At 58.6% G+C, this 20,755-nt stretch carries 15 protein-coding genes; 8 read left to right on the top strand and 7 right to left on the bottom strand.

Going from position 1 to position 20,755, the window contains the following annotated elements:
- Positions 1 to 482 precede the first annotated feature (482 nt).
- From DXB44_RS00960 to DXB44_RS00940, 5 genes are all read left to right on the top strand, one after another.
- Positions 483 to 1,400: an ABC transporter permease gene (locus DXB44_RS00960; protein ID WP_055184934.1), complete on the top strand. Its 918-nt coding sequence runs from the start codon at positions 483 to 485 to the stop codon at positions 1,398 to 1,400.
- 18 nt (positions 1,401 to 1,418) lie between these two features.
- The gene (locus DXB44_RS00955) at positions 1,419 to 2,468 is read left to right on the top strand and encodes an ABC transporter permease (RefSeq protein ID WP_113621166.1); all 1,050 of its coding nucleotides are present in this window, start codon (positions 1,419 to 1,421) and stop codon (positions 2,466 to 2,468) included.
- Positions 2,469 to 2,482: 14 nt separating this feature from the next.
- Positions 2,483 to 3,484 (top strand): ABC transporter ATP-binding protein, encoded by a 1,002-nt coding sequence (locus DXB44_RS00950; RefSeq protein WP_118657414.1) that lies wholly within the window; start codon positions 2,483 to 2,485, stop codon positions 3,482 to 3,484.
- Complete coding sequence (locus DXB44_RS00945) at positions 3,481 to 4,476, top strand: ABC transporter ATP-binding protein (protein ID WP_055184940.1); 996 nt, start codon at positions 3,481 to 3,483, stop codon at positions 4,474 to 4,476. The genes DXB44_RS00950 and DXB44_RS00945 overlap by 4 nt, the downstream gene beginning before the upstream one ends.
- Before the next feature lie 214 nt (positions 4,477 to 4,690).
- Positions 4,691 to 6,385, top strand: a complete 1,695-nt coding sequence (locus DXB44_RS00940; RefSeq protein WP_118657413.1) for a peptide ABC transporter substrate-binding protein — start codon at positions 4,691 to 4,693, stop codon at positions 6,383 to 6,385.
- 176 nt (positions 6,386 to 6,561) lie between these two features.
- Here DXB44_RS00940 and DXB44_RS00935 read toward each other — a convergent pair whose 3' ends face one another.
- The 4 genes from DXB44_RS00935 to DXB44_RS00920 form a co-directional block, all read right to left on the bottom strand.
- Positions 6,562 to 7,320: a hypothetical protein gene (locus DXB44_RS00935; RefSeq protein ID WP_118657412.1), complete on the bottom strand. Its 759-nt coding sequence runs from the start codon at positions 7,318 to 7,320 to the stop codon at positions 6,562 to 6,564.
- A 383-nt stretch (positions 7,321 to 7,703) separates the two neighbouring features.
- On the bottom strand, positions 7,704 to 9,458 hold the full coding sequence (locus DXB44_RS00930; RefSeq protein ID WP_118657411.1) for a hypothetical protein: 1,755 nt from the start codon (positions 9,456 to 9,458) through the stop codon (positions 7,704 to 7,706).
- Positions 9,458 to 10,378 carry a MoxR family ATPase gene (locus DXB44_RS00925; RefSeq protein WP_118657410.1) on the bottom strand — a complete coding sequence of 307 codons (921 nt, stop codon included), beginning with the start codon at positions 10,376 to 10,378 and terminating at the stop codon, positions 9,458 to 9,460. Before DXB44_RS00925 ends, DXB44_RS00930 begins: the two co-directional genes overlap by 1 nt.
- 202 nt (positions 10,379 to 10,580) lie before the next feature.
- Positions 10,581 to 12,620, bottom strand: coding sequence for an FAD-binding protein (locus DXB44_RS00920; protein WP_118657409.1), 2,040 nt, complete (start codon positions 12,618 to 12,620; stop codon positions 10,581 to 10,583).
- 173 nt (positions 12,621 to 12,793) lie between these two features.
- Here DXB44_RS00920 and DXB44_RS00915 point away from each other — a divergent pair, with 173 nt between their 5' ends.
- Positions 12,794 to 13,717, top strand: coding sequence for a LysR family transcriptional regulator (locus tag DXB44_RS00915; RefSeq protein ID WP_118657408.1), 924 nt, complete (start codon positions 12,794 to 12,796; stop codon positions 13,715 to 13,717).
- Positions 13,718 to 13,796: 79 nt separating this feature from the next.
- Here DXB44_RS00915 and DXB44_RS00910 read toward each other — a convergent pair whose 3' ends face one another.
- Genes DXB44_RS00910 through DXB44_RS00900 form a run of 3 tightly spaced genes read right to left on the bottom strand, consistent with a single transcriptional unit; the run spans position 13,797 to position 18,400 of the window.
- Positions 13,797 to 15,608: an ABC transporter ATP-binding protein gene (locus tag DXB44_RS00910; RefSeq protein ID WP_118657407.1), complete on the bottom strand. Its 1,812-nt coding sequence runs from the start codon at positions 15,606 to 15,608 to the stop codon at positions 13,797 to 13,799.
- Position 15,609: 1 nt separating this feature from the next.
- Complete coding sequence (locus DXB44_RS00905; protein ID WP_118657406.1) at positions 15,610 to 17,907, bottom strand: ABC transporter ATP-binding protein; 2,298 nt, start codon at positions 17,905 to 17,907, stop codon at positions 15,610 to 15,612.
- Entirely contained in the window at positions 17,891 to 18,400 is a 510-nt protein-coding gene (locus DXB44_RS00900; RefSeq protein ID WP_243110993.1) for a MarR family transcriptional regulator, read from the bottom strand. Before DXB44_RS00900 ends, DXB44_RS00905 begins: the two co-directional genes overlap by 17 nt.
- Before the next feature lie 203 nt (positions 18,401 to 18,603).
- Between DXB44_RS00900 and DXB44_RS00895 the strand changes: the two genes are divergently transcribed.
- Together DXB44_RS00895 and DXB44_RS00890 are read left to right on the top strand one after the other, a co-directional pair.
- Complete coding sequence (locus DXB44_RS00895) at positions 18,604 to 19,602, top strand: Na/Pi cotransporter family protein (RefSeq protein ID WP_118657405.1); 999 nt, start codon at positions 18,604 to 18,606, stop codon at positions 19,600 to 19,602.
- A gap of 62 nt (positions 19,603 to 19,664) precedes the next feature.
- Positions 19,665 to 20,321 carry a sortase gene (locus DXB44_RS00890; protein WP_118657404.1) on the top strand — a complete coding sequence of 219 codons (657 nt, stop codon included), beginning with the start codon at positions 19,665 to 19,667 and terminating at the stop codon, positions 20,319 to 20,321.
- Positions 20,322 to 20,755: the final 434 nt, after the last annotated feature.

Here is a 20,755-nt window from a genome sequence, read left to right as displayed (position 1 = left end):
AAGGGGCTGCGGGTGATCTTTTTTTGCCGGTTTTCCTGTAACATGGAGAAAAATGCCTGTGACATGGATGGATGATTCTGGGAGAGAGACACTGCTTTTTGCACCGACAGGGGAGGGCAGATTGTACGCACCAACGGAACAATCAACCCAAAAGCCGAAGAAGTAGCACTTTTACCTACAAATATACAGAAAATTTGTATAAAGTATAATATTTCGCTCATGCTTTGCTGAAATGAAGTGAATTTTTTTCATGTAAATTGACAAAATCCGTGGTTACCCTTATAATATATAGAGTGTTTCTCGGGTATGGACGATGGTGTTTATGCGACCGCAAGATGCCATCGTTTTATTATTCGCTTTTTCTGTCCGTGTGCCAAGGACAGACGTCCGCTATGTGTGAGGCTGGCAGACTGCGGGAAAGTATGGCTCGGCCTGAGAGCAAAAATAGTAATTCATTGATAGGATTGGAGTGGCATCAAACGATGGCAAAGTACATCATCAAGCGTGTCGCAATGGGTATCTTCAGTATCTTCATTGTGGCCACGGTTACCTTTTTTGTCATGAACCTGGTCCCCGGTGGCCCGTTCGTGGCAGAAAAGTCCATCAGTGCCGCTGCTCAGCAGGCTCTGGCCGAAAAGTATGGCCTGGATAAGCCGCTGGGTGTGCAGTACGTCAACTACATGGAGAGCCTTCTGCACGGCGATCTGGGTCTGAGCCTGCGTCAGCGCGGCCGTACCGTGAACCAGATTATCGCCAGCAAGCTGCCGGTGTCCTGCCGTCTGGCAGGCATTGCAGTGGTTGTGGCTCTGTGCGTGGGCATCCCGCTGGGCTGCATTTCCGCTTACAACCGCGGCAAGTGGCTGGATAACGTTATTATCGTGTTTGCTACCTGTGGCATCGCGATCCCCAGCTTTATTTCCAGCGTGCTGCTATTGTACCAGTTTGGTATGAAAATGAAGGTGCTGCCCACCGTTGGTCTGAACAGCGCAGCCGCCTATATCATGCCGGTCACTGCACTGGCCATCTATCCCTCGGCTTATATCACCCGTCTGATGCGCTCCAGCCTGCTGGACGTTATGGGTCAGGACTATATGCGCACTGCCCGCGCGAAGGGCGTGTCCCAGTTCATGATCCTGTTCAAGCACGCACTGCGCAACGCCATCCTGCCTGTCATCACCTACGTCGGCCCCATGCTGGCCAGCCTGATGACCGGTTCTTTCGTGGTGGAAAAAATCTTCTCCGTGCCCGGTCTGGGCCGCGACTTCGTGTCTGCCATCACCAACCGTGACTACACCATGATCATGGGCACCACCATCCTGCTGTCCAGCATGGTCATCATTGCAAACGTGATCGTGGATATCCTTTATAAGATCATCGACCCGCGCATCAAGCTGCAGTAAGAGAAAGGAGCGATTTTCATGGAAAACATTAAAAAGAATCCGCTCAGCCTGCAGCTCAACGCGGAGGATTTTCTGCCCGCCAGCAATGAGGAAAAGCAGAGTCTGGTGGTCATGCGCGAAAGCGTCAACTTCTGGAAGGACGGTATCCGCCGCCTGAAGAAGAACAAGATTGCCATGGTCAGCTTTGTGTTCATCATTGCCATTGCCATCTTTGCCTACCTGCTGCCCGCCGTCTGGCCTTACAGCTACTCCGAGCAGATGAAGGGCAGCAACAACCTGAAGCCCTTTGAGTACTCTGCTTCCGAGCAGGCGCGTATCGACGCAGGCGAAAAGGTGTTCCCGCACATTCTGGGCACCGACCGTATGGGTCGTGACTTCGCTGTGCGTATCATGATGGGCACCCGCGTCAGCCTGTCCGTCGGTCTGATCGCTTCTGTGCTGGTGCTGATCATCGGTGCCACCTACGGTGCGGTTGCGGCCTTTGCCGGCGGCTGGGTAGACAATATCATGATGCGTATTACAGATATTCTGTACACCATCCCCGATATTCTGCTGATCATCCTGCTGGGCATGGCTCTGAAAGATCCGCTGGATGCACTGGCTACCAAGCCCGGCTTCAAGTGGATGCAGACCCTTGGCCCCAACATGATCTCCATCTTCATCATCTTTGCTCTGTTGTACTGGGTAGGCATGGCGCGTATCGTCCGCAGCCAGATCCTGATCCTGAAGGAGAGCGAGTACGTTACCGCTGCCCGCGCACTGGGCGCTTCTAGCGGCCGTATCATCAAAAAGCATCTGCTCACCAACTGCATCGGTACTCTGATCGTTACCACCACCCTGCAGATCCCGGCTTCCATCTTTACCGAGAGCTACCTGAGCTTCATCGGTCTGGGCGTTGCAGCTCCGCTGCCCTCTCTGGGTTCTCTGGCTACCGATGCCGTCAAGGGCATGAACACCTACCCCCATCTGCTGATCGCCCCCGCACTGATGATCAGCGTGATGATCCTTGTGTTCAACCTGTTCGGCGATGGCCTGCGCGATGCCTTTGACCCGAAGCTGAAGAATTGATGAGGTGAACAGAAATGAGCGAGAAAATTCTTGATATCAAAGATGAACGCCTTTCTTTCTTCACCCCTGCGGGCGAAGTAAAGGCACTGAACGGCGTTTCCTTTACCATGAATCAGGGCGATGTTCTGGGCGTTGTGGGCGAGTCCGGCTCCGGTAAGTCGGTCACCGCCTACTCCATTATGGGCCTGACCGCTTACCCCGGCAAGCTGGTGGGCGGCAAGGTTTGGTTCAACGGCCACGAGATCGAGAACATGAAGGAGAAGGACTTCCGCAAGATCCGCGGCAACGAGGTCTCCATCATCTTCCAAGACCCCATGACCAGCCTGAACCCGGTGTACACCATCGGCAACCAGATCGTGGAGGTCATCCGCCTGCACACCGATAAGAACAAGGCCGAGGCATGGGCACGCGCCAAGGAGCTGCTGGAGCTGGTTGGCATCAATGAGCCTGAGAAGCGTCTGAAGCAGTACCCCCACGAGCTTTCCGGCGGTATGCGCCAGCGCGTGATGATCGCGATTGCACTGGCCTGTGAGCCTAAGCTGCTGATCGCTGACGAGCCTACCACTGCACTGGACGTGACCATTCAGGCACAGATCCTTGAGCTGATGCAGGATCTGCGCAAGAAGCTGGGCATGAGCATCATCATGATCACCCACGATCTGGGTGTTGTGGCTTCCATGTGCGAGAAGATCGCCGTCATGTACGCCGGCCACATTGTGGAGTACGGCACTACCGACGAGATCTTCTACCAGCCGGGTCATGAGTACACCAAGGGTCTGATCAACTCCATCCCCAAGCTGAACACCGCAGAGCACGAGCGCCTTGTGCCCATCGAGGGTACCCCTGTGGACCTGCTGAATCCGCCGGCCGGCTGCCCCTTTGCGCCCCGCTGCAAGAACTGCATGAAGATTTGTCTGAGCAAGATGCCCCCGCGCACCGAGCTTAGCGATACCCATTATACCTACTGCTGGCTGCAGCAGAAGGCTGCATTTGAGAAAGGGGAAAAGGCAGAATGAGTGAACACAAGACGCTGGTCGAAGTCCAGCACCTGCAGCAGTATTTCCCCGCCGGCGGTGTGGGCAAGAACCGCAAGTACGTTCAGGCTGTGGATGACGTAAGCTTTGCCATCCGCAAGGGCGAGACCCTTGGTCTGGTAGGCGAGTCCGGCTGTGGCAAGACCACCACCGGCCGCACCCTGCTGCGCCTGTACGAACCCACCGGCGGTAAGATCTACTATGACGGCAACCTGCTGTTCGATAAGGACAACAAGATCGCAGTGGATATGCTGCCCTACCGCCGCCGGATGCAGATCGTTTTTCAGGATCCCTACGCAAGTCTGGATCCCCGCATGACCATTGGCGACATCGTGGGTGAGGGCATTGATATCCATCATCTGGCCGAGAACGAAAAGGATCGCCACGATAAGATCATCGCTCTGCTGGAGCGCGTTGGTCTGAACAGCGAGCACGCAAACCGCTACTGCCACGAGTTCTCCGGCGGTCAGCGTCAGCGCGTGGGCATTGCCCGTGCACTGGCTGTGAACCCCGAGTTCATCGTTTGTGACGAGCCTGTTTCCGCACTGGACGTTTCCATTCAGGCACAGGTCGTCAATATGTTCGAGGATCTGCAGCAGGAGATGGGTCTGACCTACCTGTTCATCGCCCATGACCTGAGCGTTGTCAAGCACATCTCCAACCGCATCGGCGTGATGTATCTGGGCAAGATGGTGGAGCTGGCCGACAGCTACGAGCTGATCGCCCACAGCATCCACCCCTACACCCGCAGCCTGATCTCCGCAATTCCGGTGGCAGACCCCATTACGGCCCGCCAGTCCAAGCGCATCGTGCTGCAGGGCGATGTGCCCAGCCCCCTGAATCCGCCGTCCGGCTGCCGTTTCCGCACCCGCTGCCCCTATGCAGACGAGCAGTGCGCCAACGAGGTGCCCGAGTTCAAGGAGGTCTCCACCGGTCACTGGGCAGCCTGCCATCACCTTGACCGCGTGAAGTGAGAACACTTCATACCAGTGAAAGGTGAAAACAATTCAACTTAGTGCTGAAATGTTGTCACAAAATGGTTACAGTCCAGGTTTTGGGCTTGTAACCGGCATGAGAACGCATTATAATCATTCGTGTTCCTCCGGTGTACATTTGCACCGGATCGAATATAGAGGCGGCTGGGGGAACCTGGCACACTCAAATTTGATATAAGGGAAGGATATTATTATGAAACGCATTTCTCGTCGTAATTTCCTCAAGGTTGCAGGCGTGGGTGCCGCTGCTCTGGGTCTGGCAGCCTGTGGCGGCAGCAAGTCCGGTTCTACCGCAACCTCCGGCACTGCTTCTTCCGCTGCTGGCTCTTCTACCGGCAGTGTCAACACCGCTGGTTTTACCGTCCAGTACGGCCCCAACCCCGAGACTCTGGATCCCTCTTTGAACAGCGCTGTTGATGGCGCCAACACCATCATCACCATCTTCGAGCCCCTGCTGATCATCAACGAGAACAACGAAGTTATTGGCGGCCAGGCTGAGAGCTGGGAAGAAAGCGAGGACGGCCTGACCTGGACCTTCACCATGCGTGACGGTCTGAAGTGGAGCGATGGCACCGACCTGACCGCTAAGGACTTCGAGTACAGCTTTAAGCGTATGGCTGATCCTGCTACCGCTGCTCCCTATGCAGCGACCTGCCTGGGCATGATCGATGGTTTTGACGCAGCACAGGCCGGTGATACCGATGCTCTGAACGTCAAGGCAAGCGACGACGGCAAGACCCTGACCATCGTGCTGTCCTACCCCTGCTCCTACTTCGACAAGATGGCTGCTTTCGCATCCATGAGCCCTGTGCAGCAGGCTACCGTTGAGGCCAACGGCGATGCATGGTGCACCTCCGCTGAGACCTTCGTCTCCAACGGCCCCTACATGATCACCGAGTGGACTCCCTCCGAGCGTATCGTTCTGACTAAGAACCCCAACTACGTTGGCGGCTGGGATAGCTCCAAGATCGTTTCCGACAGCATCACCCTGCTGCTGCTGGAGGACTCTTCCGCTGCCTTCGCTGCTTACAACAGCGGCGAGGCTGTCCTGATCAAGGACGTGCCCACCGACGAGATCCCCAGCCTGACCAAGGCAGAGGACGGCGGCGACTTCTATGTTGACACCATTCTGGGCACCTACTACGTCAGCATGAATCTGCAGCGTGATGCTTTCCAGGATGTCAAGGTCCGCAAGGCTCTGGCTCTGGCTATCGACCGCGACTACGTTGCCAACACCATCATGCAGGGCACCTACTCTGCTGCTTCCAACATTGTCGGCCCTGCCATCGTGGACGCGCAGGGCTACTTCTACGACAACGCAAACGGCGGTTCTCCCTACATTGCTGATGACTACGAGGCAAATATGGCCGAGGCTAAGAAGCTGCTGGAAGAGGCTGGCTACCCCAATGGCGAGGGCTACCCCACCATCGAGTACAGCACCAACGATTCCGGCTACCATGTGCCTCTGGCAGAGTACCTGCAGCAGACTTGGGGCGATCTGGGCATTACCCTGACCATCAACAAGATGGAGTGGTCCTCCTTCACCCCCGCTCGTCGTGCAGGTGAGTACGATGTTGCCCGTAACGGCTGGGTCATGGACTACAACGATCCCTCCAACATGCTGGATCTGTTCTGCACCGGCAACGGCAACAACGATGGTAAGTACTCCAACGCTGACTTCGATGCTGCTATGGAGGCTTCCAAGGTTGCTGATGTCACCGAGCACTTTGCACAGCTGCATAAGGCTGAGGACATCCTGATGGAGGATATGGGCTGCATCCCCGTTGCTTACTACAACGAGTTCTGGCTGCAGACCGCTTCTCTGAAGGGCACCTGGCACAGCCCCTACGGCTACTGGTACCTGCAGTACGGCTACATCGAGGAGTGATCTCCTCCCTGTGCTGTGCAGCGTAAGCTGAACCGTAAACTATAAGCACTAAGCACCCCGCTGATCGGAAACGGCTGGCGGGGTGCTTTTTTGCCGTTATTTTGTAAAAAAGACGAGTGCTCGGTTTTGCCGAGCACTCGTCTTTTATATGTAAACCAGATTGAAAAGGTACCAGCTTACACCGCAGCCATGGCGGCCAGAACGCTCTGCCAGCTCTTGCTGCGTGCGGCAGGCACCGGGGCGGGGCGGGTGCGCCGTGCAGCAGGGGCACTATGACCGGCTGCGGGGGATACGGTCGAGGCAGGGGAGGGGCAGAAGAACACAGCGGTGTCCTTTGCCAGCCACTGCGCAGCCAGTGCAGCGGCCTGCGGGTCAGATTGGAGGGCGCGGCGCTCGTTCCCGGCCAGAAAATCAGCCAGCCAGTACAAAATTGCGGCCAGCGGCAGGCAGGGCGAAGCGTCCTGATTCCAGTAACTCCAGCGTGCGCCGCAGCCAAGGTGACTTTCCACCGTGATCTGTGCACCGGTGCGGGTATTCTGCGGGATGGAGCCAACATAGTTGGTCCCGGCGCGCTGCCCAAGCTCCTCAATAAGGCGCTGGGTGCGGTCAGCATCCAGCCGATCCTCCCGGCAGTAGGCGCGGAAGTCGGTCTGGCTCAGCAGGCTGTCGGCACTGGACGGAAAACGCCCGGTCAACTGCCCATCCGCATTGTGGCACAGCTGCCAGCCCTTGCGGAACAGCTGGAAATTCAGGCAGCGCCGCCCCATGGTGGAGTAGCACACAAGGGCGCTTTGCTCCCCGGGCAGCTGTTTTACTTCAAGATAGGCATCGTTGCCGCAGATGTCCTGCAAACGGACGGTAAGCAGCAACTGTGCACCGGCGTGCTGGGTGGACATGGCGTTGTGCATTGCGTCAAAATAGCGGGAAGCGTCCATGATTGATCTCCTTCCTATAGCAATTCAACTTTTTAATGCAGCAGCAACAACGTTGAATTGCATATCGCAAATATGCTGTTTGAATGTTGCACTAATTTCTTGCCTTGCGATAAAAGCAAACAGCGAAACGTTGTAAAAGCGCCAGCCGGGTGATCGGGCCGACAGGCTGTATAAAACTTCTCTGAACGTAGTATAGCATACTTTTGAATAAAAAACAACTGTAAGTTTTTCAAAACGACAAATTTTTGCAAAAACTTGTAGCGCAGAGCGAACAAAGGTTCAAAGTATGGTTGTGCTTTGCAATAAACAGTTGTAAAAACGACCCCTGCGGGAAATGCCGACTAAGGCCGGTACTGCTCCCACAGGGGTCGTTTTATTTTACTTCAATCGCCAAGTTCCCGGATCTCGTTCTGGATCAGCCGTCCGGCAGCCCGGGCAAGCTGATCCATGCCGCGGATACGCGCCATATTTTTGCCGTAGATCTGCGCGGCGGCACCGGCGCTGCTGTCCTCGCCCATAAAAACAGCAGACACCCGCACGCCCTGCCGCTGCAAGGTGCGCACCTGCGCGGCGGTATCGGCCACACCGGCGGCGTCCTCGTAGGCGCAGCCAAGCGGGTTCTCCGCTGTGGGTGGGATGCGGCGGCTGTCGTTGGGGCTGGCATCGGTCAGCAGGATCATCAGGTGGCGCGGGGCGGGGCCGGGGGCATACCGGATCAAATCACCTGCTGCCCGCAGCGCCAGACCGTCCCGGTTCCAGCCCGAGGCAAAATAGCGGAAAATGTTCTGCCGGTTCTTGTCCGCAAAGCCTTTCAGCACCCGCAGCACCGTGTAGCCCCGCAGGCTGCTGAAGGCGCTTACCCGCACCGGAATGCCGCAGTTGGCCAAGCTTTCGGCCAGAATGACACCCTGCGCCGCGATCACCTCCTGACAGTGCAGGCGGGAGGCAGAGGCGTCCAGCAGCAGATCTACCGTAAAGGCGGGGCAGTTTTCCTCCTCCGGGCACAAAAACACCCGGTCGTCGTTCAGGTAAGGGGCGCGCCACACCCGCCCGGCGCACAGATCACCGCTGCGTGCCACCCGCTGGTCGGGCTGCTGATGCACCAAAATGCAGTTGCGGATCTGCTCGGTAAGGCGCAGTACAACACTTCGATGCAGCTCCTGATTTTTTGCATAGTAGGCGCGGTTGCGTTCGGCCTGCAATTCGGCCTGCTGCGCCAGCTGCCGCGCTTCCGGGGTGGGCGCCTGCGCCGGGCTGGGCACACCGGCGCTGAACCACAAATGACAGCCCAGATGCACTCCGGTGCACAGCTCCTGCTCGGCCTTGTGCAGCTGTTCCGGCGGGTAGAAGCAGCGCCCGAAGCAGCTTTCAATGTAGGCGCGGTCCTGCGCGGCGCGCTGCTTCAGGGTAATGTTTGCCCGGCGCTTGTCCACCGCCAGCCCGCTGCCGGTGGCATCCACCGCACCGGAATGCTCCACCGTCACCCGGTCGGTCTTGATCATCTGGGTGGGCATGGTTTTGGTGGCAAGCTTTGCCCAAAAGCCTTGCAACCGCAGATGCAGCGCGGGCTTCTGGCGTACCTCGCCGTCAAACAGGGCAAATTTTGCAAACAGCGCCAGCAGGTCGTTTTTGAGCTGTGCTGGTTCCGGTACGGTCTCCGGTTCCAGCGCGGCAGCAAGGCTGCTCTCGTAAGGGGTCATGACCGGGGTGGTGCGTCCAAGCACCCTGCGCCAGCGGGCAGCCTGCATGGTGTACACCAGCTGGTTTTTCGCCATCCACTCCTGCCGCGAAAGCTTGTACTGGATGGCAAAAAAGTAGTCCGCGTGGGCAAACCGCAGCGCCTCCAGCACCGGGCGGCGGGGCAGCTCCAGCCGATAGGCGGCGTTTTCTAAGTACAGCCACGCCATGTCGTCCAGCATGGGCTGGCGCATATCGCCCTCCCAAGCGGAAAAAATGTCCCGGATCAGCGCGTCACCGTAGTATTTGTGCACCAGCCCCACGATGCAGTTCATGTAAAAATCAATGGTGCCGTCCGTGTTGCGGGCCAGAAACAGCGGCTCAAAGCCGTAGGCTCCGGCAGCGGCCCAGACCTGATTGGCCGCACGCCGCTCCTGCGCGGTGTAGCTTTGGGCGTCCATCAGGCAAACAGCTTTCCGGCATCCAGCTTGGCCGGGATGCGTGCGGCGATCACGTCCCGGATCAGCCCCTGCTCGTAGGAGTCAAAGGCCTTGTTGGTGATGCCCATATCCAGCGCCGCCCCGGCCGGGATGCCCCGCCGAATCAGCCGCAGCGCGTCCAGCATACCGCGCAGATCCAGCGCTTTGGTAGAAATTTCTGCACTGTCGCATTTTTTCTGCAGGTCCAGAAACAGCAGTGCAAACTGATGCACATATTTTGCGGTAAGATCCGGGAACTGCGCCCGCAGCAGCTTTTCCAGATTATCTTGGGTGATGGTGGGCATCTGCACCACCGCAAAGCGAGAGGTCAGCGCCTCGTTCAGCTCCCGGGTGCCCGCGTAGCCGTAGTTCATGGTGGCAATAAAGCGGGTCTCCTCGGCCAGCGGGATGCGGTCGTAACCGGGTACGTCGATGGCGCGGCGGAAGTCCAGTACTGCGTGCAGCACCGCCAGCGCCTCGTTTTTGGCCATGTTGATCTCGTCCAGCACGCCAAAGCCGCCGCACTGTGCGCAGCGGTACACCGGCCCGGGACGGAACACCACCTGCCCGCCCGCAAAGGTATCCATGCCGATGAGGGAGGCGGCGTCCATGTTTACATGAAAGGAGATGTCCCACGCGGGGCGGCCAAAGGCGGCGGCAAGGTTTTCGGCCAGCACGTTTTTGCCGGTGGCCTTGCCGCCGGCCAGCAGCAGGTTTTCGCCGCAGAGGATGGCCGCCAGCGCCTGCTCCCACACCTCTTTGCCGTAGTAGGTAAAGGCAGGGGCGGGAATGCGCGGGCGCAGCGCCTCGCTGAGCGTATGGGCGGCGCGGTATTCCTGCACCGCCGCAAGCAGGGCAGGGTCCACCCCTTCCTGCCGTAAGGTATCCAGAATATCCGACATTTGTACAAACACCTCGATCTTGTGACCGGGCGGGAATGAACTACCCGGTTTCACGTTTATCATAGCACAATCGCGGGCATTTGTGTAGGGGGCGTGCGGGGTAAAAAAGCAAAGAGGGGCAACCCCGAATGGGGCTGCCCCTCTTCACATGAAAAAGAAGAAAAGAAGAAACGCTTAGAGTATGCCGGGGAACTGCGCTTTATCAGGCGTTCTCCAGACCTGCCATCTGCTTGACAGCCTTCATGGCGTAGGTCAGGGTACGGCCCATAGCCACACCGGCCATCAGGCAGGGGTAGTTGTTGGCAAAGAAGCTGCCGGACATATCGCCGGTGATGTACAGACCCTCCATGGGCTGATTGTTGGTGTCCAGAGCCTGACCCTTTTCGTTGATGGCGATGCCCTGCTCAGTGGTCAGCAGGGAAGCACCCAGCCAGCAGCCGTAGAAGGGCGCGGTGCGGATGGCGCTCAGGCGGTAAGCGGGCTTGCCGAAGTCCTCGTCGTTCTGCTTATCGTACAGCTCATTGTAGCGCTCCACGGTAGCAAGGAAGGTATCCTTGGCAGCGCCGGTAAAGCCCATCTTGTCGGCCAGCTCCTCGAGGGTATCGGCCTTGAAAAAGCAGCCCTCCTTCTCGCCGTTCTCGACCTGCTGAGCAAAGTAGTCCTCGCCGAGGTTGCGGGTCTGGGCAGAGCAGCCGATGGTGTGAAAACGCTTTGCATCCTCGATGAAGTTTGCATCGCTGATCTGGGCGTAAACGCGGCCCGGCTGGTGGGCAGCGGCGTAGACGATATCGTTGTAGGGACTGCTCTCGTTGGCAAAGCGCTCGCCGTTGCGGTTCACCTTCAGGAAAGGCTGGGTGCCGGGGTTGAACTGGCGGATCTTGCCCGGGAAGGCCTTGCCGCCAAAGGCGGAGTCGCTGTCCACATAACCGCCGTCCACACCGGGGGCAACGATGCCGCGGTCAAACAGCATGGGAGCGGCTTCCTTATCCAGATTAGCACCTGCCCACACGGCAGCGCGGATACCGTAGCCCTTGTCGGCAGGGGAGTAGGAGCAGGCGGTGGTCACGCTGGTGCCCAGCGGATCCAGCTGCTCCATCATATAGGGGTTGCCGGGGAAGCCGCCGCAGGCCAGAAGCACGCCCTGATTGGCGTTGTAACGGATGAAGTGGTCATCCTCGGTGCTCTGGGCGATGATGCCGGTAATGCGGCCATCGCTGTTCTTTTCCAGCTTTGCCAGACTGGTCTTGAAGTCCACATCGTAGCCCAGCTCCTGAATGTACTGCAGCAGCAGCTCATTGCGGGGTGTGCCGGAAGCACTCTCGCTGGCCATGTAGTTGTGCTCCTGCACAGGGTAGAGGTAGTCGGTGTTGTGCTCGGCATTCTCTGCGGGCCATGCAGCCTCGCTGCCGGAGGTGAAATCGCACACCCAGCCGTACTTATCCTCCAGAATGCTGCGCATGAAGTCGTGCATAGCGGCAGACTCGTTGATCCAGGTTTTGACCACGCGCTGGTCGCACTTGCCGGAGGCGTAGCGGGAGATCTCGCTCAGCAGCTTTGCCTTATCGGTGGCGGGTTCGCCAGCCTCCTTAGCGGCAGCAGAATCAACAGCTCCGTACCAGTGACGGGTGTCCTGCACGTTGGCGTTCTGCTCGATAACACGGAAGTTCAGACCGTTGGCAGCAGCATAGGCGGCGGCAAACATACCGCCGTTGCCAGCGCCCACGATCAGGATATCGGTGTCCACGGTCTCGGTGATGGCAGCCTCGTCGATGTCAGGCTCTTTGCCCAGCCAGTCGTTCTCATCGCCGGTGGGCAGCTGCACGCTGGAGACCACGGCCTCGCCCTTTGCCTGTGCGTAGCAGCTCTTGGCAGCCTTCATCACGGCGTCGGAGGTGATGGTAGAACCGGAAACACCGTCGATCTCGGCAGAACCGGCAGCCAGCAGCTGCTCGCGTAGCTCGTCGGCAGCGGCAGCGCCGAAGGAAGCGGTCTCGCCGGAGGTATCCACCACCACGTCGGTGACAGCGCTGTCGGAGAAGGTCATAGTGACCTTGACGGTAGAGGAAATGCCCTCGGCAGTGCCCTCGTAGGTGCCGGGGATGTACTGGCCGGCAGCACCGGAAGTGGAAGCGGAAGCAGAACCGGAGGCGGCATTGCAGGCAGCCAGAGCACCGGCGGTCACACCGCTCATGGCGGCGGCAGCGGCAATCTTGATAAAGCCCTTACGGGAGATCTTGTTCATAGGTACGCTCTCTTTCTTTTTGCTCTTCTTTGTGTTCCTTCTTATCGTGCGGCAAAGTAAAAGACACTTTGCTGAATCCTTAACAATTGTAGCGTAGAAGGGTACTATTTACAATTCAAGTTTGGAATATTATAATTAAGGAAAACCTAATGTATTGCAGGAGGAAGGAAAGCATGAACGAGAGCGCACTGGAAGGCTTTGTAAAGATCGTGGAACTGAACAGCTTTTCTGCGGCGGCAGAGGCGCTGTATCTTTCCCAGTCGGCACTTTCGCAGCAGATCCGCACGCTGGAAGGGCAATTGAGGTTCGAGCTGTTCCAACATGTACCGCGCCGGGTGGCGCTGACCCCGGCAGGACAGGATTTTTACCCCAAGGCAAAGCAGCTGGTAGCCCTGTATCAGCAGGCAGTGTGCCATGCCCGAGCGGTGCAGCAGCAGGAAAAACCGCCGGAAAGACATCTGATCATCGCAGGGTGTCATGAGGCAATGCGGATGTTCGTATACGACCTGTTTTCACTGACAAGCGAGCTGTGTCTGCAATACACGCCTATTCTGGGACAGTGCGCCAACCGCAGCGAGGTCTGGCGCAGCCTGAAAAAAGGGGAGATGGATCTTTCCTTCCAGCTGGAAAGTGCAGAGTTCTACGCGCAGGGGCTTACCTTTGTGCCGCTGTTCTATATGCCGGAACTTTGCATCCCCATCCACCCGCCCGCTGATATGCCGACGGGCAGGCTGACCTTGGAGCAGGCGCTGCAATACCGCTGGCTGCTCATCAAGGAGATGTACCAGACTGTCTACGAGACAAGTCTTGTGCAGGAGGGAATGGACCGCGGGGTGGAGTTTACGCCGGTGGGCGGTATTCGCAGTGCGCCCTACGGAGACCCGGCGCTCAAGATGGTTCCGGCGGTCTACTACCGCAGACCCGACCTCAGCTTTGTGCGGGTACTGGACTGGGGCAGTGGACACCGGTTTGGCATCGTGCTGGGGCAAAAGCGCGAGGACCCGGTGGTAATGGCTTATGTCCGCGCGTTGCAGCGGCAGCTGCCGTCCCTTGCGGAAAAGCTGTTTGGCCTGAAGCTGGAACCGGTGGCGGAATAAAAAAGCAAGAGCACCTGCTGTCCTCAAAAAAGGAAGGCAACAGGTGCTCTTTTGCAGTTATAGTGCGATAACAGGTGCTTTAATCCACCACGTCCTCGAACTGGCTGTTGTACAGGTCAGCGTAGAAGCCGCCGGCCTCGATCAGCTGGTCGTGGGTGCCCTGCTCCACAATGTCGCCGTCCCGCATCACAAGGATGAGGTCGGCATCGCGGATGGTGGAAAGGCGGTGGGCGATGACAAAGCTGGTACGGCCCTCCATCAGGCGGTCCATGGCGGTCTGGATGCGCTGTTCGGTGCGGGTATCCACGCTGCTGGTAGCCTCGTCCAAAATCAGGATGCGGTTATCTGCCAGAATGGTGCGGGCGATGGTAAGCAGCTGCTTCTGTCCCTGACTGACGTTGGAGGCGTCCTCGTTCAGCTCCATCTGGTAGCCGCCGGGCAGGGTGCGGATAAAGTGGTCGGCGTTGGCAGCCTTTGCGGCGGCGATCACCTCTTCATCGGTGGCATCCAGCCGACCGTAACGGATGTTCTCCATGATGGTGCCCTTGAACAGCCATGTGTCCTGCAGCACCATGCCAAAGCCTTCGCGCAGAGCGCTGCGGTCAAAGTCCCGCACATCGTGGCCGTTCAGGGTGATGGAACCGGCGTCCACATCGTAAAAGCGCATCAGCAGCTTGACCATAGTGGTCTTGCCCGCGCCGGTGGGGCCTACGATGGCTACCTTCTGGCCGGGCTGCACCGTGCAGCTGAAGTCGTGGATAACAGTCTTGTCCGGGGTGTAGCCGAAGCGCACATGGTCAAAGGTGACCTGTCCGTCAATGTCGGCGGGGTCGGCGCGGCGGGCAGGGTCTGCCAGTTGCTCTTCCTCCGGCTCGTTCAAAAACTCGAATACCCGCTCGGCGGCAGCGGACATGCTTTGCAGCATATTGGACACCTGCGAGAGTTGCTGGATGGGCTGGGTAAAGTTTTTGACGTACTGGATAAAGGCCTGAATATCACCAATGGTGATGACCCCGTTTGCGGCAAAAATGCTGCCCACGATGGCCACCGCCACATAGCCCAGGTTGCCCACAAAGTTCATGATGGGCATCATCAGGCCGGAGAGGAACTGGCTCTTCCATGCGGATTCGTACAGCTTATCGTTGGCGGCGTTGAAGTCTGCCAGCACCACGGCCTCCCGGTTGAAGGCCTTGACCACGTTGTGACCGGCGTAGACTTCCTCGACTTGACCGTTGACCACGCCCAGCGTGGCCTGCTGTGCCTTGAAATACTTCTGGCTGAACTTGACCACCACCAGCACCAGTGCCAGCGATACCGGTAAAATCAGCAGAGCGATCAGAGTCATGCGGGGGCTGATGGAAAGCATCATCACCAGCACACCGATCATGGTGGTCACGCTGGTGATCAGCTGGGTGATGCTTTGGTTCAGGCTCTGCCCCAGCGTGTCCACATCGTTGGTGATGCGGGAGAGCACCTCGCCCACGGTGCGCTTTTCAAAGTACGCCAGCGGCAGGCGGTTGATCTTTTCACTGATCTGACGGCGGAAGTCGTAGCAGACCTTCTGGGAAAGGTCGGTCATCAGCCAGCCCTGAATAAAGCTGAAAGCGCTGCTCAGCAGGTACATCCCCAGCAAAAACAGCAGAATGCGGGCGATATACACAAAATCAATGCTGCCGGTGCCGCGCAGCCGGGCGATCCAGCCGGTGGCAAGGGCAGTGGTGGCTTTTGCCAGCACCTTGGGGCCTGCAATGTTGAAGATGGTAGAAAGAATTGCAAACAGCATGGCTGCCGCAAGGGGCAGCTTGTAGTGGCTCATGGTGCGGATGAGCTGCCGCAGCGTGCCTTTAAAGTCCTTGGCACGCTCGGTGGTGGGACGTCCGGGTCTGGGCATATCACTCACCCTCCTTTTCTGTATTCAGGGTATCCAGCGCCAGCTCTTTCTGGCTCAGCTGGCTGCGGGCGATCTCCTGATATTCCGGGCAGCTGACCATCAGCTGGGCATGGGTACCCTTGCCCACCAGCTTGCCCTCGTCCAGCACAAGGATCTGGTTTGCGTGCAGCACGGTGGAGATGCGCTGTGCCACAATGATCACAGTGGCGTTGTCGGTCTGTGCCTTCAAAGCGCGGCGCAGCGTTACATCGGTCTTGTAGTCCAGTGCCGAGAAGCTGTCGTCAAACAGATAGACCTTGGGATTTTTGGCAATTGCCCGGGCAATGGAAAGCCGCTGCTTCTGGCCGCCGGATACGTTGGAGCCGCCCTGTGCAATGGGGCTTTGGTAGCTTTCGGGCTTTGCCTCGATAAAATCAGTGGCCTGCGCAATGGCAGCAGCCTTTTGCACCTGTGCGTCGGTGATATCCTTACCGCCGAATTTCAGGTTGCTGTCAATGGTGCCGCTGAACAGCACACCCTTCTGGGGCACATAGCCCAGCAGGTCGTGCAGCTGTGCCTGCGGCATCTCGCGCACGTCAATGCCGTCCACGGTCACCTTGCCGCCGGTCACATCATAAAAACGGGGGATGAGGTTGAGCAGGGTGGATTTGCCGCAGCCGGTGGAGCCGATGATGGCGGTAGTCTCGCCGGGCTTTGCGGTAAAGCTGATGTGCTCCAGTGCATCGCTGTCTGCACCGGGGTAACGGAAGCTCACGTCCTCGAACTGCACAACGCCCTGCCAGTCGGTGTGCGCCTGTACAGCTTTTGCAGTGGCTTTGTCCGGGTCGTGGATGGTGGCTTTGGTGCGGATGACCTCGTCGATACGATCCGCAGCCACACCGGCGCGGGGCAGCATGACGGCCACCATCGCCAGCATCAGGAAGGACATGACGATCTGCATGGTGTAGGTGATAAAGGCGATCATTTCGCCCACCTGCATGGTGCCGGCGTCCATGGCCTTGCCGCCGAACCAGACGATGAGCAGACTGGTGCCGTTCATGATCAGGGTCATAAAGGGCATCATGGCCACCATGGCGCGGTTGGTAAACAGCTGGGTGCCCATCAGTTCCCGGTTGGCCTTATCAAAACGCTGCTCCTCAAACTTTTCGCGGCTGAAGGCGCGCACCGGCATGATGCCGGTCAAGATCTCGCGGCTGACCAGATTCAGCCGGTCCACCAGCTGCTGCATCACCTTGAATTTGGGCATGGCAACGCTCATCAGGAAGATCAGCAGCAACAAAAGCAGAGCCACATCCAGCACCACGATCCACGAAAGGCCGGAGCTGTTGCCTACAACGTGCAGCACACCGCCAATGCCCAGAATGGGTGCGTAGGCCACCATGCGCAGCAGGATGACGCAGACGAACTGCACCTGCTGGATATCGTTGGTGGTGCGAGTGATGAGGGAGGCGGTGGAGAAGTTCTCGATCTCTGCATTGGAGAAGCCGATGACACTGGAGAAGGTTTCCCGGCGCAGGTCACGACCGATGGCGGCGGATACCCGGGAGGCAAGGAAGCCCACGGCCACAGCCACGGCCACCATCAGCAGGGTGAGCGCCAGCATCTGGCCGCCCACCCGGAAGAGGTACTGCATCTGCACATCCCGCGCAACGCCCTGTGCCTCGTATTCCAACTGCACCAGCAGCAAAGACTGGCTTTTCAGGTTTTCCAGCAGGGTGCTGTCCAGCTGGCTCATGGCACTGTCCAGCTGCTTTTGCAGCATACTGCGGTCAAAACCGGGCATCTGGCTCATGGCGGCAAACTGGCTGCAAACGGTGTCCAGATCTGCTGCCGTGGGGGTGACGGTCTCGGTGTCGGTGTCCGCAGCGGCAGAGGGCATCTCGGCAAGGCCGGTCATGCCCATGCTGTTCTGCCCGGCGGGGGTGTTGGCGGCCTGTGCGGCAGCCATATACAGCACGATGTCCGGGGTGGTCACGGCATCTTCCAGTGCGGTGCGCTCGTCCTCGGTCAGGTCGGAGCGCAGCTGCAACACGCCATCGTCCTGCAGATAGTACTGGTAGGCGCTTTGCAGCTTCTGCGCATCCTCCTCGTTCATCAGCAGGTTCAGCGCGTCCAGCGTACTCTGGCGCACCGTCTGGGGCAGGGGGCTTTCAATGCCGCCCTGCTGGATGCCGGTGTCCACGATCTTGCTGGTGTAGTCCGGCAGGGCAAGGTCGCAGTACGCCTGCACGAACAGCAGTGCGAACACCACAAGGCAGACCGCCCAGTGCCGGGCCAGCTGCTTAAAGATCTTTGTCATGGTTCGTTTCTCCCTTCGGGTCAATGTTGCGCGCGGCATTTTCCGCAAGAATGGCATCCATCAGCGCGCCGCGCAGCGCGTCCATCTGGGCTGCCTGCTCCGGCTCTAACCGTGCCAGCACGCTGGCAAAGTAGTCGCGCAGAGCCTGCTCACACTGGTGGCACAGCTCATACCCTTTGGGGGTGATGCGCACCAGCGTTTTGCGGCGGTCGGCGGGGTCCGGCTCCCGCACCACGGTGCCGTCCTGCTCCATCAACCGCAGCCCGCGCGAGACCGCCGGCAGCGGCTGTCGAATCTCCCGGGCAAGGTCAGAGACATAAATGGCACCGTCCCTGCCGTGGCAGTTGATGGAATGCAGCAGGCCTTCCAGCATATTAAAGTGGCATTTGGGGCAATCGGCCAGCGCCGCCCGCATCCCGGCCTTGGATGCCTTGCTCAGCTGCCCGATAAAGTGGCACATCCCCTGAAAGTTGGGGGTACTTGGCTCGGACACAACAGTCCCTCCTCGTTTGCATTTTCAAATACTTAACAGCTATTAAGTATTAACGCCTGATAAGCATATTCCTTTTGCAGCGGGATTGCAAGAGAATAGGGAAATATTAAACAAAAATTCACAAAAAACTTGTAGGCTTTGTCAATGCGCAAATCAGCTCTCGCTGCATAGAAATAAAGGACAGGCAGAAACGGAGGGTGCGGATGGAGCAGGGATTCCAAGTGTTGTTACAGGTATTCGGCGGATTGGCGCTGTTTTTATATGGGACGGACAGCCTGTGCAGGGCAGTACAGCAGGGGGCGGGCAGGCGGCTGCGCAGCTTGCTGGCGCGGTGCACCGCAAACCCGGTGACGGGACTGCTGACCGGGGCGGCGGTCACAGCGGTGCTGCAAAGCAGCTCGGCGGTCACGGTCATGGTCATTGCCTTTCTGGCGGCGGGGCTGTTGCAGCTGCGGCAGGCGGTGCCGGTGGTGTTCGGGGCAAATATCGGTACAACGGTCACGGCACAGCTGCTGGCGTTCCGGGTGGAAAGCTGGCGGTATCTGCTGCTGTTTGGCGGGGTGCTGCTCTGCCTGGCCTGTAAAGACTGGCGGGGACGCTGCGTGGGCGAGGCAGTGTTCGGCTTTGGACTGCTGTTCGAGGGCGTCACGGTGATGCGCAGCGCCATGGAACCGCTGCTGCAAAGCCCGCTGCTCCGGCTGGAGCTTGACCGGGTGCAGCAAAGCCCTTTGCACGGGCTGCTGGCGGGTGTCTGCATGACTTTAACGGTGCAAAGCAGCTCTGCCACGGTGGCGCTGCTGCAAAGCATGGCGGCGCAGCCCGGGGCAGACGGCGTGCACAGCCTGCTGGGGCTGACGGCGGCTATCCCCATTCTGCTGGGGGATAACATCGGCACCACCATCACAGCGATGCTTGCCGCCATTGGGCAGGGAAGAGATGCCAAGCGGGTGGCGGCAGCCCACGCCATTTTTAACCTGAGCGGCGCGGCGGTGTGCTGTGCACTCTTGCAGCCCTTTGCGGCGCTGGTGCGGCTGTGCTCGCCCACAGGGGCAGAGTGCGCGGTAATCGCCCGGCAAATCGCCAACGCGCATACTCTGTTCAACGTACTGTGTGCGCTGGTATGGCTGCCCCTGACCGGGCAGATGGTGCGGCTGGTCTGCGCGCTGCTGCCCGATAAAAATCGCCCGGAAGAACGGTTGTAAACCGGAGCGGGGAATGGTATACTGAAGCAGATGATACTATTATATATAAAGGATGGAATGCAATGAAACGAAAAATCGGTAGGCTGTGCATGGTGCTGGGTGCGGTGCTGATCTTATGCGCCGCCGGGCTGCTGGGCTACAACCGGTGGGATGCCGCCCGGGCAGAAAAGGCTTCGCAGGAAGTATTGGGCGAACTGGAGCAGACCATGCAAAAGACCATCACGGAGCACCAGCAGGAAAACGAGACTGCAGCCCCGCAGCCGATGCTGGACCCGGCGCAGGAAATGACCACCGTGGAGGTGGAAGGGCGTGACTACATCGGGGTGCTTTCCATCCCGGCGGCGGGGCTGGAACTGCCGGTCATGGCGCAGTGGAGCTATGCGGGGCTGAAGGTCTCCCCCGGGCGCTACAGCGGCACCACCTATGCCGATGATCTGGTACTCTGTGGCCACAACTACGCAAAGCATTTCAGCCCCATCAAGTGGCTGGCGATCGGCAGCCCGGTGTACTTTACGGATGCGGACGGTCTGCGCTGGAGCTACGAGGTGGAGAGTGTGGAGACTTTGCAGCCCACCCAGATCGAGGAGATGACCACCGCCGCCGAGACGGACAGCTGGGATCTGACCCTGTTCACCTGCACCTCCGGCGGCAACGCCCGGTATGCAGTGCGCTGTGTGCGGACTGGTTATCCTGTCCGGGTGACGGACGCGGCAGAGTAATGCCGGCACAGCGTGACGATTTGGAATGGCTTCCGCTTTGCTCTAGCCATTATCAGCGGAAAATTTGTTTTTAATTTCGGGATAGCGGAGCGTCTGCGGACGCTCCGCTATCCCATTTTCACGAGAAGGGGTCGTGATGAAAACGGCAGCTATAACGCCTGTTTCCTGCGGAAATGCGGCGCTGCGGGGGACTGCCAAAGACCCGATTTCCAAGGAAAGTGGCTGCGAACGGTGTGAGCAGACTAGGGTGGCATACGCTGCTTTTTGCGCAAAAAGTCTGCGAAAACGGTTGAAAGTCCTTTTTATGGTATCCTGATTGTGCGATACTGTGTTTACCGGGGAAGTCCCGGGTACAAAACAGACACACAGGAGGGAAACACCATGAAGGATTTTGAGTTGCGTTATGTGGGCAGTCATGTGGAGGTATACACCGG

It is taken from the genome of Faecalibacterium sp. OM04-11BH, from assembly GCF_003482185.1.
Taxonomy (GTDB): domain Bacteria; phylum Bacillota; class Clostridia; order Oscillospirales; family Ruminococcaceae; genus Faecalibacterium; species Faecalibacterium tardum.
Note: the sequence above shows the minus strand (reverse complement) of the source record. Positions and strands in the feature narration are given on the sequence as shown.